Source organism: Paraprevotella sp., assembly GCF_986071375.1.
Genome location: NZ_CFQRNQ010000001.1, coordinates 1 through 13,296, shown reverse-complemented (window position 1 = coordinate 13,296; position 13,296 = coordinate 1). Strand labels below are relative to the sequence as shown.

Here is a 13,296-nt window from a genome sequence, read left to right as displayed (position 1 = left end):
ATTTCAAAAACCGACAACGAATGGAGGAAAAATTCAAACTGAACGGACCGTGCCGGGGACTTTGCGCCAAAGGCTGCGGACGACAAAATAAACAGCTGAACACGTACGACTACTTGGCAGACATCCCGGGTAACGCGGAGGCTACCGACCTCGTGGAAGTACAGTTCAAGAACACGCGCAAGGGGTATTACCACAACAGCAACCGTCTGCCACTGGAGAAAGGCGACATCGTGGCCGTAGAAGCCACTCCGGGGCACGACATCGGCGTGGTCACCCTGACAGGAAGGCTCGTCCCCCTTCAAATCAAGAAGGCCAACCTGAAATCGGAACAGGAAATCAAACGGGTGTACCGCAAAGCCAAATCGGTGGACATGGAAAAGTACGAAGAGGCCAAAAGCCGTGAGCACGACACCATGATACGTTCGCGCCAGATTGCCAAGGAATTGGGACTGCAAATGAAAATCGGCGATGTGGAATACCAAGGCGACGGAAACAAAGCCATTTTCTACTATATCGCGGACGGACGCGTGGACTTCCGGCAACTCATCAAGGTATTGGCCGAAACTTTCCGCGTACGCATCGAGATGAAACAAATCGGTGCACGGCAGGAAGCAGGACGCATCGGCGGTATCGGCCCGTGCGGGCGGGAATTGTGTTGTGCCACGTGGATGAAGAACTTCGTTTCCGTCTCCACCGGAGCTGCCCGCTATCAGGACATTTCGCTGAACCCGCAGAAACTGGCCGGGCAATGCGCCAAACTGAAATGTTGCATGAACTATGAGGTGGACACTTACGTGGAGGCCGGAAAACGCCTGCCGAGCAAGGAAATCACATTGCAAACCCAAGATGCGGAATATTATTTCTTCAAAGCCGACATCCTGGCCGGATTAGTCACCTACTCCACAGACAAACATCTGGCGGCTAACTTAGCCACCCTCACTACCGCAAGAGTCTTCGAAATCATCAACATGAACCGCCGGGGCGAGAAGCCTCAACGTTTGGAAAGCGGGGAAGCAGCAGAACCGGCCAAACCGGCCGACCTCGTTGAACAGGAGAGCCTGACACGGTTCGACAAAAGGCGGAAAAACAAAGGCAAACGCAGAGACAACGGCACTCCTCGCAACCCACAATCCTCCAAAGAGACTCAGGGCACGGAACGCAGGGAAGAGAATGCAGGGAAAGACCGCCGTAACCGCAGACGGGACAACAAAGAATACAAAGGGGAACAGGGAGGCAATCGCGAAAACCGCCCCGGCAAGGAAAAACGCAAAAGGGACAGGGGAAACCGTTCGGAAAAGCCCGTTAAACCCGCCCCAAGCACACCGGCCGAAAAGACGGAATGACCATGACCATCCTCCACGCTCCAAAGCTCATTGCAGCCATAGGTGCCCTCTTGTCGCTTACGGGCTGTAATGAGCATGTAATCTACCATTCATACCGCCACGTTCCCGGGTCAGGATGGAGCAGGCGGGACACACTCACATTCGACATCGACACGGTGCGGGCAGAGGCTACGTGTCAGTTCGAATTGGGATTGCGCTCAACCGATTCATATCCGTACACCGTTATCTGGTTGGCAGTGGAACGGGAGTTTTCCCACCCGGACACCCTACGCCGCGATACGGTGAAATGCCAGTTGATGGATCCTGTCACCCACCGCATGGGCAAAGGCATTTATATGTACCAATACGACGTACCGGTTCCTCCCATGGCGTTATACCGTGGACAAACCGGACAAGTCCGCATCATACATCTCATGCAACGGGAAGTCCTTCCGGGCATACACGATGTGGGAGTTCTCATCTGCCGCTAAAGCCTTAATTCCTCTTGGCCAGATTGCGTCCGGCATCTATGCGCAGGAACACGAACAACAAGATGGTGAAGCCCCACAGGGATGACCCCCCGTAACTGAAAAACGGCAATGGGATACCGATAACCGGTGTAAGTCCCAACACCATTCCCACGTTGATAAACACATGGAACAGGAAAACACTCATCACGCAATAGCCATAGATACGCCCAAAGGCAAAGGGTTGCCGCTCGGCCAAATGAATCAAACGGAGAATGAGCACCAAGAACAACACCAACACTCCGGCGGCTCCCCAAAAACCTTCTTCTTCCCCGACCGTACAGAAAATGAAATCGGTATCCTGTTCCGGCACGTACTTCAATTTGGTTTGCGTCCCGTTCAGGAAGCCTTTCCCCCGTAATCCTCCGGAACCGATGGCAATTTTGGCCTGGTTGACATTATAACCGGCTCCCGAAGGATCGTCCTCCAACCCCAAAAGCACGTTGATACGCACCCTCTGGTGAGGTTCCATCACGCTGTTCAGCACGTAATCGGCCGAATAAAAAAACGCCATGGAACCCAACGCAAACAACGCGATATAGAAATAACGCATGACACGCTCGCTCAAAGCCACATAGCACAAATACAGTATCATGGCCACACATACCGTAACCAAAATCCAGGTAATGTCGAAAGGTATGACAAAGCCTGAAAAACCAAGAGCCAATGCTATCACGCCCACCCCATAGAACAGGATGTTCCGTTCCACCGATACCTTGTCACAATAGACGTGCACCATACCGACCGTAAAAAGAACCACCATCATCATCACCAAGAACTCTCCGGCGCTAGTGGGGATATGCCCTAACATGACGTGCTCGAAACGCACGCCCACTACAAAGTAAGCCACAGCCGACACCCCGGTAAAAAGCACGGCTCCGGGCATCCCCTCCCGGTAAAGCATCAGGAAAAAGGCCAGATAGACCAAAGCCGAACCGGTCTCCCGTTGCAAGATAATCAAGACGATAGGCACGACAATGATGGCCAACGTCACCAAAAAGTCTTTCCACCGCGAAATATTATACCCGTAAGCAGACATGAATTTGGCCAAAGCCAATGCAGTGGCACATTTGGCAAACTCGGCAGACTGCAGGCTGAAAGGCCCTATCTTTATCCACGAATGGGAGCCCTTGATGTCTCGTGCCAAAAAAGGCGTGACAAACAGCAAGACAAGCAACAGAGCATAAATGACGTATGCAAAGGTGTCGTACAACTTCCCGTCAAGCATCAAAAGGATAAAGCCCAATGCCAACGATGTCCCTATCCATACAATCTGCATCCCCGAGCGGGAATCGAATGAAAAAATGTTCCCCTCCATGTCAAAATCGTAGCTGGCTCCGCAAATGCTGATCCATCCGAACGCCAACAAGGCCATATATATAAGGATGGTCCACCAATCCAATGAACGCCACACACCCTTTTCCTTTTCATCTGTCCGCCGTACCATAACCGATATGTCTTTGTTGATACATCTCCGCCAATTTCTCGCTTTCGGGCGAGAGCTTGCCGTTCAAATACTGTTCCATCATCAGCGCCCCGAGAGGCACACCATAGTCTGCTCCCCAACCACCATTTTCCACGTACACCGCAATGGCAATCTTAGGTTCGTTCATCGGGGCGAACCCCATAAACACGGAATGGTCGTGTCCACGGTTCTGTGCCGTACCCGTCTTGCCGCAGACTTCTATACCGGGAATATTAGCCTTACGGCAAGTCCCGGCCAACACGGCCCTCCGCATCCCCTGCGCCACCGTTTCGTAATGCCGGGCTTCCACCATCGTATACCGCCGCCGGGTGTAAAGCGTGTCTATCTGCTCGTCTTGTATCTGTTTCACCACGTGGGGCGTGATAAAGTACCCCCGGTTGGCTATTGTCGCACCGAGATTGGCGATTTGCAAAGGAGTGGCGTTCACTTCGCCCTGGCCGATGGAGATGCTGATCACGGTCAACCCGTTCCATGAACCACGATAGGCCTTGTCATAAAAGGGAGCATTCGGAATCAATCCCCGCTTCTCTCCGGGCAAGTCGATGCCGAGTTTATACCCGAACCCCATCGACACCATATAGTCTTTCCACACCGTCATGGCCTCCTGCACATTCTTGTATTTGGTCCGGTTGCCGAACATGTAATAAAGCCCCCAACAAAAATAAGCATTGCAGGAAGTCCCTATGGCCGGGACTAACTTGGCCGGTGCCGCATGTCCGTGGCATCCCACTTTCAGACCCCGATAGATAAAACCGTGGTAACAAGGATAAGCCGTCTCGGGAGTGATGATGCCTTCCTGAAGGAAAGTCAACGCCTGCGTGGTCTTGAACGTGGAGCCGGGAGGATACTGCCCCATGATGGAACGGTTCAGCAAGGGTTTCAACGGATTACGGCTCAATGCCAAATGGTTCTTTCCACGCTGCCGGCCCACCATCATACGGGGATCGTAAGTAGGCGAAGACACCATGCACAACACTTCGCCGGTAGAAGGTTCTATGGCCACGATACTGCCCAACTTGCCTTCCATCAGACGCTCGCCGAGTGCCTGCAATTCCAAGTCGAGTCCCAAAGTCAGGTTCTTGCCGGGCACGGTCTTGGTGTCCAGTTTGCCGTCCATATACCGCCCCTTGATACGCCCCCGGGCATCGCGCAAAAGAATTTGTATCCCCTTTTTCCCCCTCAACTGCTTCTCATACGCACGTTCCACGCCTTGCTTGCCGATGAAATCACCGTTCTGGTAATATTCATCTTCTTCCACATCCGCGGGCGACACCTCGCCGATGTCCCCCAAGACCAACGCGGCATACGGGGACTGGTATTGACGGATGGAACGGCGTTGTACATAAAAGCCGGGAAAACGGAACAGCTTTTCCTGGAACACGCAGAACTCCTCGGAAGACAACTGGCTCATGAAAAGCTGCTGGGTGTAGCGCGAATAACCGGGATTGCGGTGGCGGTCCTTGATTTCTTCCATCCGCCTGACATAGTACTCCTTGGTTATTCCGAGGCTTGCACACAAATCCAACGTGTCCACCCCCTGCTGCTCGTTCATGACCACCATGATGTCATACGATGGCTGGTTGTATACCAACAACTTCCCGTTGCGGTCGGTGATGACTCCCCGCGACGGGTATTGGATTTTTTTCAGGAAAGCATTAGAGTCGGCATTCTTCTTGTAATCGTCACTCATGATTTGCAAAGTGAAAAGCCGGACGATATAAATGAGGACGATGCCCGTAGCCACCGCCCCAATTACATATTTACGCTTTTCCCTATTATAATTAGCCATCCTATCCGAAACTTCCAACTATTTATTACCGCGCATCCTCTCCAATACCAATATCAGCACAATGGAAAGCGCACTGCTTCCCAAGTAAGTATAAAGCATGTCCAAAGCACTGAAGAAGGAAAAAACCTCAAGCATCATAACGGATGCCTGCTGTAGCAGTACGAGCAACGTCACATACCCAATGTATTTCCATCCTCCCAACGTCCGGTAGCCCGGCACCATGTCTTCCAGACAGTCTTTGGGAGTAAACAACCGCAAAAGTTGCGGAGCGCACAAGGCCGTCAGAGTCATGGATGCAGCCCCCAAACCCGGTGTCTCGGAAAAGAAATCGGATCCTAACCCGACAGCAAATCCCCATAACAGCCACGCCCACCGTGAAGTGTTCAACGGCTGGAGACAAAGGATATACACATATATGACAGGAGTGGCATAACCGAAAAAATGGATATGATTGAATACCAATCCCTGAAAAACCAACAAGATGAATGCCCACAACAACCTGCTGAAAAAACTCTGCATCATACCTCTGCCTTATTTTTCTGTTTCTATCTTTTGCTGCAAACTGTCTATCTCCACCCGATTAGGTGTCGTGAGCACACACACATCCCGAAGCCGGGCAAAGTCCGTACTCAAATTCACCTGTAACTTATAGGAAAGCCCGTCTTCCGAATTTTCCACCTTTGTCACCTTGCCGACAAACAAGCCCGCCGGAAAAACCGCAGAGAAACCGCTGGTCTCTACCGTCATGCCTTCTTTCAGACGGGCATGGCGAGGTATATCGCCCAAAGAAGCATACAAAGGATGCCCGCCTTCCCAACGCAAGTAACCGAAATAATCCGTTCCCCGTACCCGGCAACTGATATTCGACTTTCCATTCAACAATGGCATGACAATCGCATAATGCGATGAAGCCTGATAGACGATCCCCACGACACCCGTGCCGCATACGACCCCCATCTCCGGCCTCACGCCATCCAATTCCCCCTTGTTAATGGTCAGATAATTGTTATGCTTGTTCACGCTGTTGCCCACCACCTCGGCCGGCACCATACTGAAATCCGCCAACAACTCCTTTTGGCGCAGTTCCGTATAGGTGGAATCATGCCCCGCACGGTCCAACAACTCCGTCAATGCCCTGACCCGCTGTTCCAACACTAAGTTTTTCTGCATCAACTCCTTGTTCCGTTCACCCAAAGTGATATAGGACAAAAAGTCCGACTCCCACTCCAACACGCGACCGGATACCGCATTGGCAGAAGTGAACCACACGCTACCCTGATAAAGGTTGAAACGGAAAAGCAATAACAAACTGACTCCTTCCAATAAAATGAAAAGGAGCCAATAACTATATTTCTTCAAAAAATCCAATAAGCCCTGCACGGCTTACATCAGGAAAGAGAAGTTGTTCACATTCTTCAGGGCGATGCCGGTGCCTTTGGCCACACTGTGCAACGGGTCTTCGGCAATGTGGAACGGTATGTTGATTTTGTCGGTCAACCGCTTGTCCAACCCGCGCAACAAAGCCCCTCCGCCGGTCAGGTAGATGCCGTTATGCACGATGTCGGCATACAATTCCGGCGGCGTATTCTCCAACGCGCTCAAGACAGCCGTCTCGATACGGGCGATGCTCTTCTCCATGCAGTGCGCCACTTCCTGATAACACACCGGGACTTCCATCGGCAAGGCCGTAATGCGGTTCGGGCCATACACTACATAATCCTCCGGAGCATCCTCGCCCAATTCCGTCAGCGCAGCCCCCACGTGAATCTTGATACGCTCGGCCATACGTTCACTCACCTTCACATTATGTTGGCGGCTCATATACTCCTGGATATCGGCCGTGAGGTCGTCCCCTGCAATACGGATAGAGTTATTCGACACGATGCCGCCCAAAGAAATGACGGCGATTTCCGTGGAACCTCCGCCTATGTCCACTATCATGTTGCCCTGAGGAGCCTCCACGTCGATTCCGATACCGATGGCTGCCGCCATCGGCTCATAAATCAGATACACGTCCCGTCCCCCGGCATGTTCAGCCGAATCGCGCACGGCACGCAATTCCACCTCGGTAGAACCGGAAGGAACGCCTATCACCATGCGCAAGGAAGGGGAAAACAAGCGGCTACCCGTATGCACCATCTTTATCAGTCCGCGCATCAGTTGTTCGCAAGCATAGAAATCAGCGATGACCCCTTCGCGCAAGGGACGCACCGTCCGGATGTTGTCATGCGTCTTTTCATACATCAACTTGGCTTTCTCCCCCACGGCTATCATCTTGTCCGTGCGCCGGTCCAACGCCACCACGGAAGGCTCGTCCACCACAATCTTCCCGTCACTGGTGATAATGGTATTGGCCGTCCCCAAGTCCATTGCTATTTCCTGAGTAAAAGAAAAGAATCCCATCAGCCTTTCACTTCATTTTAATATTTCCAAATCCGTTACCTTAAACGCCTTCGTCTTACTTGCCACCATCGAAATAAGCATGTATGGCCGTATCGTAATGGCTGCTCACGCCGAACGCACGGGTGGCAAACCACCGGCGGTCTTCCACGTCAGTCTGCGCCCCTTTCCGGTTCAGCAAATCCAACAGCGGCCCATATTCAGCCTTGCTCGGCACGATTACCACATCCTTGAAGTTCTTGGCTCCGGCACGAATCAGCGAAATGCCGCCTATGTCTATCTTTTCAATGATGTCCGCCTCGCATGCACCGCTCGCCACCGTATCCTCGAACGGATAAAGGTCTACGATGACCAAGTCAATTTCAGGTATTTCATATTGTTGCATCTGCGCCTGGTCTTCAGCCAACCCGCGACGCCCGAGAATACCGCCGAAAATCTTAGGATGCAACGTTTTCACGCGCCCGCCCAAAATGGAAGGATAAGTCGTCACCTCTTCCACGGCTTGACACGGATACCCTAACTCTTCGATAAACTTCTGGGTCCCTCCCGTGGAAAGGAACTTCACACCTTCTTCATGCAACTTTTTCAACAAAGCGTCCAACCCGTCTTTGTGGAAGACCGACACCAATGCGGTTTTGATTCTTTTCGTTTCAGCCATAGTCTTATTACTTATATACGTTTAAGGTGCAAAGATACGAATTTTATAGTGATTCTAAAGTGATTATCCTTAAAAAAATAGGCACTTATTGCTTCCTTTACGGACTTTATGAAAATCCAGAATATAATCCATATCCATTTTCTAAAACAAAAATCATTATGGCCTCATTCAAATTGAAATTCCGTCCTTCTACCCTGCCAGAGCAAGAAGGGACCTTGTATTTCCAAGTGATTCATCGCAGAACGGTAAGAATGATTCATACCGGTTTCCACATACGGCAGGATGAATGGAACGACACCACATCCTCCATCCGGATTGCCGGCACACCGGAAAGGCAAAATTTCCTGCGGCTTACGGCTTCCAAAATAAAATGGTACACCAATCAGCTTACGGCCATCATCACGGAGATGGAAACGAAAAGGGTGGAGTACGGCACAGAAGACATCGTATCGGCTTACAAACAGTTGCCCACCTGCCCGACATGGTTCGGTTTCATCCTCGACATGGCCGACCGGAAGGCAAAGGTCGGCCGCCCTGGAACAGCCAAGACCTACCGTGACGCACTGAGCAGCTTCGCCCGTTTCCGCCAAGGCACAGACATAGCCCTTGACGAACTGAACGCGGAAATGATGACCTTATATGAAGCATGGATGAAGAGCCGTGGACTTAAACGCAATTCATCCTCATGTTACCTGCGTACCCTTCGTACCCTTTACCGCAAAGCCGTCGAGATGGACCTGACTACGGACAAAGGTATCTTCCGGCATGTGTTCACCGGTTTTGCCAAAACGTCCAAACGGGCCATCCCGTTAGAAGCCATCCGGACCATCAGGCTTCTCCGCTTGCCTGCAGGCTCTCCGCTCATTTTTGCAAGGGACATGTTCATCCTGAGCATCTACCTGCAAGGAATATCGTTCGTAGACCTGGCCTATCTGAGAAAATCCGACATCCGGAACGGCGTACTGCAATACGACCGTAAAAAGACGCGACAGAGCCTGAACATCGGTTGGGAGCCTTCCATGCAAGCCATCGTCGAGACGTATGCTCATTTGACAACCGAAAGCCCGTACCTGCTGCCCATCATCACCCATGCCGACGGGACGGAACGCCGACAATACGAAAAAGCAGAACATAACATCAACCGGAACTTGAAGAAAATAGGCAGGATAGCAGGCTTGCGCATCCCACTGACAACATACGTGGCGCGCCACACTTGGGCCACCACTATGCGGGACATGGGCTATGACCTTTCGATTGTCAGCACAGGATTGGGACACGACAACCTGAAAACCACACAAATCTACCTTTCATCAATCGACACTACTGTCGTGATGGAAGCCAACAAAAAGATGATTGACAAGATTTTGAAATAATCAAACCTACAAGGAATGCTTAGCAACCATGGCAGTTGTATAATATGAAACAGCCACTTTCTGCAAACAGGTTAAAATCAAAGTTATCCTATGGGGCTTTTCTTGTGGTTCGTCTAACAAATGAAGGTTTGGAAACATGTTTTTCAAAAAATCTAAGCATAAAACGGAGCGGATTCAGTTCTTTTTACTAACTTTGCCGCTGAATGGCTGTTTCATATTATACAACATTATGAAAACTGCCACTTAGAAAGGTTGAACAAACCATTTTAAACATGAATGATATGGCAAAGGATCTTATGAAGCGTGCAACGCTTCGTTCATCTCTTCCCATAAAAACGGTGGATATTCGTTGCTGAGGTTCTTCCAGGATACGACCGTTACGCCTGAAAAAGGCATTTCATAACTCTTATGCGTCCGGCATGAGGGGAAAATAAAGATTGCATGAAGCCACAGCATCATGACAAATTAAACAAGGTGGACTTCCGGTGGTTCGTCATCCGCACCCTTCCCCACCAAGAAAGGAAACTTACCGATTTACTTTCGGCCCATCTGCCGCAAGCCCCCAATATACTTGAAGCCTATTGCCCCACCCATACCACGGCAGACATAGGCAGCAAAGGCAGGGACGTGCAGCAGCCGTTATTTGCCGGTTACGTGTTCGTCCTTTCCACCCAGGAAGCCGTGGCAGACTTCATCGGCAAATACTACCCGGACGGCACCCTCTTGTATGAACGCAAAAAAGACGACAGGCACAAGGCCGGTTTCCTGACGATACCCGAAGAACAGATGCGCTTCTTCAAGGACTTCAATGAAAATTACGCAGAACACGTCATCGTATTGGAAAAGCCTTACAGTGACTACGCCTTCAACCCGAAAACCAATGAGCCGAACGAGATTGTCAAGGTTTTGGACGGCCCGTTGAAAGGGCGCGAAGGCTATCTGACCCGCTTCCACAGGGAACGGAGGTTGGTGTTCAACATGAAATCCATAGACTCGGAAGGGCACTTTGCCGTATCCATACCCAACATCTGGAACTTCCATGTGGTTCGCTTGCATAACACCGAAGGCGACCGCCAAACCATCGGCACACAAAAAGCACGAGCCGTAGATTTGCTCGTCGGCATGTTGGAAAGTTGCGGTCATGAAAGGGAAACGCTTCCGATGCTCTACGAAACAGTCGATTCGTTGGTGATAAAACCGTCGCTCGCCGAACTTCGCAAAGCCCTGGCCCGCAAAGGGTACGAGGCACTGAGCCAAAAGACATCCCGACTGAACACCCGAGAGGCAGAACTGCTCTTGGACCTTGCCCGTTACGAGCGTGACAATCCCGGCTACGTAAGAACCCATTGGGACAAGCACGTCATCCGCCCGTTTCTCACCCCAACTCCGGGCATGGATTTCGAAGACGGAAAAGACGAAGCGGAATTGCCCCACACGGACTTCACCGAAATCATCCGAAAGACGGACATTACGGAACGGGCCTACCGCCCCAGCAAAGGCGAAGAGGAATCCATAACCACCACTTACTATAGCCATATCGGCATCATGCCCGACACAGCCCAAGGCGGTTACATCCTTTTCACCAACTGGGACATGTTCTTGGACAAATATTTCCGAACCACAGGCAAGGCCAATGAACGCTTGGTAACAGGAACGGGCCTAAACGGAAAAGACGGCAAGACACAGGAAGAAAAGCTCGTCGAGTCGTTCCGGAACTTCGCCCCTACGCTCTACCGCGTACTAACGGACAAGGACTCTCCGGTAAAAGCCCTCCCCCGTCTCAAGATAGGGGTAGAAACCCTGAACGTGTTGGCCATCACGTCTCCGGACATCGACGGTGCAAAAGAACGACTGGCCACGACTTGCATCAACATCTGCAAGGAAATCAATGCCACCACCCATTTGGCCGTATGGCGCAGGTACTTGCAGACGGTGTGGCTGCACCAATAAGACATAAAGAAAAGTTTTCCGGCAAAACATTTGCATGGCTTTTCATTTTCAGTAACTTTGCACTTATACAAATTCAAAAAGTGAGGGTTCGACTATGCAGTACACAAGGCGAAAATATCCGATAGGGATACAGACATTCTCAGAAATAAGAAATAAGGCATTCCTGTATATCGACAAAACGGAATATATCCACCGTTTGGTGCATGCCGATTCGAAATACATCTTTTTGAGCCGCCCGCGCCGTTTCGGCAAATCCCTATTGACCAGTACCTTGGAAGCTTATTTCCAAGGGCAAAAAGACTTGTTCAAAGGTTTAGCCATGGAGCAGTTGGAAACGAAATGGACGGAATACCCCGTATTGCGCTTCGACATGAGCCTCGGCAAACACATGGAAAAGGAACAACTGGAACGTTATTTGGCTTCACAGTTGGAACCGATGGAGTATAAATACGGTATCCTCACGGAAAGTCCGGATGCCAACATACGCCTCACGAACTTGATCCGCCGCGCATACGAACAGACGGGCCGCCAGGTGGTGGTGCTCATCGACGAATACGACGCGCCCCTGCTCGACGTGGTGCATGAAGAAAAAGACCTGCCCGTCCTCCGTAACATCATGCGTAATTTCTATAGTCCGCTCAAAGCCTGCGACCCCTACCTGCGCTTCGTGTTCCTGACGGGCATCACCAAGTTCTCGCAACTGAGCATTTTCAGCGAGTTGAACAACATTAAGAATATCAGCATGCTGCCGGAATATGCCGCTATCTGCGGCATCACGGAAGAGGAGATGGCCACACAGATGGACGAGGATTTGGACATTTTGGCCGGACGGTTGAACGTAAATTGCGAAGAGGTCATAAAGAAGCTAAAAGCCCATTACGACGGTTACCATTTCACCTGGCCCTCGCCTGACATCTATAACCCATTCAGCCTGCTGAACGCTTTTGCTGACGGGCGGTTGGATTCTTATTGGTTCGGCAGCGGCACGCCCACATACCTCATCGAAATGCTGAACAAATTCGGTGTATTGCCCTCCCGGATAGGAGGTAACGAGGCTGTGGCGGCCGATTTCGACGCACCGACCGAACGAATGGAAAGCATCACGCCCTTGTTGTACCAAAGTGGCTATGTCACCATCAAGGGATATGATGAGATGTTCCAAATCTATACGTTGGACATCCCGAATGCGGAAGTGAGGATAGGCCTGATGCGCAGCCTCATACCTGATTATGTGACACGTGACACGCAGACGACCAATACCACGGTGGTCAATTTGGCCCGTGCCTTAGTGCGCGGCGACATGGACGGGATGCTTCGCCTGCTGCAAACGTTCCTTTCCACCGTCCCTTATTGCGACCGCACGGACTACGAAGGCCATTACCAACAGATGCTCTACATCATCTTCAGCCTACTCGGCGCGTATGTGGACGTGGAAGTACGTACCCCAATGGGACGGGTGGACTTAGTGATGCGCACGGCCACCACGCTCTACGTCGTAGAACTGAAACTGAACCAATCTGCCGAAGCCGCCATGCAGCAGATCGACCTGAAGAATTATCCTGAACGCTTCGCCCTGTGCGGCCTGCCCGTAGTGAAAGTCGGCATCAACTTCGACATGGAGCGGCATACCCTGAAAGATTGGGTAATCACTAACTAAAATACACCCAAGGGAATTTCCAAAAACATCCTTCATCCTTCAGGATGTATGTTAAATATCTATCATACAACACATTAGAAACTGAACGATAAAATCTCATCTTTCAGTTCCCTTTCATGGCAGAAAGCCGTCAA

General features: G+C 51.0%; 11 protein-coding genes. 5 read left to right on the top strand and 6 right to left on the bottom strand.

The window, feature by feature from the left end; translation table 11 throughout:
• Positions 1–20: 20 nt before the first annotated feature.
• Complete coding sequence (locus AC5RDV_RS00055) at positions 21–1,343, top strand: PSP1 domain-containing protein (RefSeq protein WP_282747973.1); 1,323 nt, start codon at positions 21–23, stop codon at positions 1,341–1,343.
• The gene (locus tag AC5RDV_RS00050) at positions 1,340–1,813 is read left to right on the top strand and encodes a gliding motility lipoprotein GldH (RefSeq protein ID WP_282747972.1); all 474 of its coding nucleotides are present in this window, start codon (positions 1,340–1,342) and stop codon (positions 1,811–1,813) included. The genes AC5RDV_RS00055 and AC5RDV_RS00050 overlap by 4 nt, the downstream gene beginning before the upstream one ends.
• 4 nt (positions 1,814–1,817) lie before the next feature.
• Here AC5RDV_RS00050 and rodA read toward each other — a convergent pair whose 3' ends face one another.
• From rodA to AC5RDV_RS00020, 6 genes are read right to left on the bottom strand one after another with little or no spacing between them, the layout of a single operon-like run.
• A complete protein-coding gene (gene rodA, locus AC5RDV_RS00045; RefSeq protein WP_282747971.1) occupies positions 1,818–3,296 on the bottom strand; it encodes a rod shape-determining protein RodA in 1,479 nt (492 codons plus the stop codon).
• Complete coding sequence (mrdA, locus tag AC5RDV_RS00040; RefSeq protein ID WP_008629625.1) at positions 3,277–5,124, bottom strand: penicillin-binding protein 2; 1,848 nt, start codon at positions 5,122–5,124, stop codon at positions 3,277–3,279. The genes rodA and mrdA overlap by 20 nt, the downstream gene beginning before the upstream one ends.
• Positions 5,125–5,142: 18 nt before the next feature.
• Positions 5,143–5,646 carry a rod shape-determining protein MreD gene (gene mreD / locus AC5RDV_RS00035; protein WP_282747970.1) on the bottom strand — a complete coding sequence of 168 codons (504 nt, stop codon included), beginning with the start codon at positions 5,644–5,646 and terminating at the stop codon, positions 5,143–5,145.
• A gap of 9 nt (positions 5,647–5,655) precedes the next feature.
• Positions 5,656–6,504 carry a rod shape-determining protein MreC gene (gene mreC / locus AC5RDV_RS00030; protein ID WP_130893989.1) on the bottom strand — a complete coding sequence of 283 codons (849 nt, stop codon included), beginning with the start codon at positions 6,502–6,504 and terminating at the stop codon, positions 5,656–5,658.
• Between the two features lie 3 nt (positions 6,505–6,507).
• Complete coding sequence (locus AC5RDV_RS00025) at positions 6,508–7,527, bottom strand: rod shape-determining protein (protein WP_008629620.1); 1,020 nt, start codon at positions 7,525–7,527, stop codon at positions 6,508–6,510.
• 55 nt (positions 7,528–7,582) lie between these two features.
• Positions 7,583–8,182 carry an MGS-like domain protein gene (locus AC5RDV_RS00020; RefSeq protein WP_008629619.1) on the bottom strand — a complete coding sequence of 200 codons (600 nt, stop codon included), beginning with the start codon at positions 8,180–8,182 and terminating at the stop codon, positions 7,583–7,585.
• Between the two features lie 158 nt (positions 8,183–8,340).
• Between AC5RDV_RS00020 and AC5RDV_RS00015 the strand changes: the two genes are divergently transcribed.
• The 3 genes from AC5RDV_RS00015 (at position 8,341) to AC5RDV_RS00005 (ending at position 13,162) form a co-directional block, all read left to right on the top strand.
• Positions 8,341–9,555 carry a site-specific integrase gene (locus tag AC5RDV_RS00015; protein ID WP_282747969.1) on the top strand — a complete coding sequence of 405 codons (1,215 nt, stop codon included), beginning with the start codon at positions 8,341–8,343 and terminating at the stop codon, positions 9,553–9,555.
• 441 nt (positions 9,556–9,996) lie between these two features.
• Entirely contained in the window at positions 9,997–11,505 is a 1,509-nt protein-coding gene (locus AC5RDV_RS00010) for a transcription termination/antitermination NusG family protein (RefSeq protein ID WP_282747968.1), read from the top strand.
• A 94-nt stretch (positions 11,506–11,599) separates the two neighbouring features.
• On the top strand, positions 11,600–13,162 hold the full coding sequence (locus AC5RDV_RS00005; protein WP_282747967.1) for an ATP-binding protein: 1,563 nt from the start codon (positions 11,600–11,602) through the stop codon (positions 13,160–13,162).
• Positions 13,163–13,296: the final 134 nt, after the last annotated feature.

Coding starts and splice junctions, on each gene's coding strand:
- AC5RDV_RS00055 (WP_282747973.1), top strand. CDS start 21: ATGGAGGAAAAATTCAAACTGAACGGACCGTGCCGGGGACTTTGCGCC.
- AC5RDV_RS00050 (WP_282747972.1), top strand. CDS start 1,340: ATGACCATGACCATCCTCCACGCTCCAAAGCTCATTGCAGCCATAGGT.
- rodA (WP_282747971.1), bottom strand. CDS start 3,296: ATGGTACGGCGGACAGATGAAAAGGAAAAGGGTGTGTGGCGTTCATTG.
- mrdA (WP_008629625.1), bottom strand. CDS start 5,124: ATGGCTAATTATAATAGGGAAAAGCGTAAATATGTAATTGGGGCGGTG.
- mreD (WP_282747970.1), bottom strand. CDS start 5,646: ATGATGCAGAGTTTTTTCAGCAGGTTGTTGTGGGCATTCATCTTGTTG.
- AC5RDV_RS00025 (WP_008629620.1), bottom strand. CDS start 7,527: ATGGGATTCTTTTCTTTTACTCAGGAAATAGCAATGGACTTGGGGACG.
- AC5RDV_RS00020 (WP_008629619.1), bottom strand. CDS start 8,182: ATGGCTGAAACGAAAAGAATCAAAACCGCATTGGTGTCGGTCTTCCAC.
- AC5RDV_RS00015 (WP_282747969.1), top strand. CDS start 8,341: ATGGCCTCATTCAAATTGAAATTCCGTCCTTCTACCCTGCCAGAGCAA.
- AC5RDV_RS00010 (WP_282747968.1), top strand. CDS start 9,997: ATGAAGCCACAGCATCATGACAAATTAAACAAGGTGGACTTCCGGTGG.
- AC5RDV_RS00005 (WP_282747967.1), top strand. CDS start 11,600: ATGCAGTACACAAGGCGAAAATATCCGATAGGGATACAGACATTCTCA.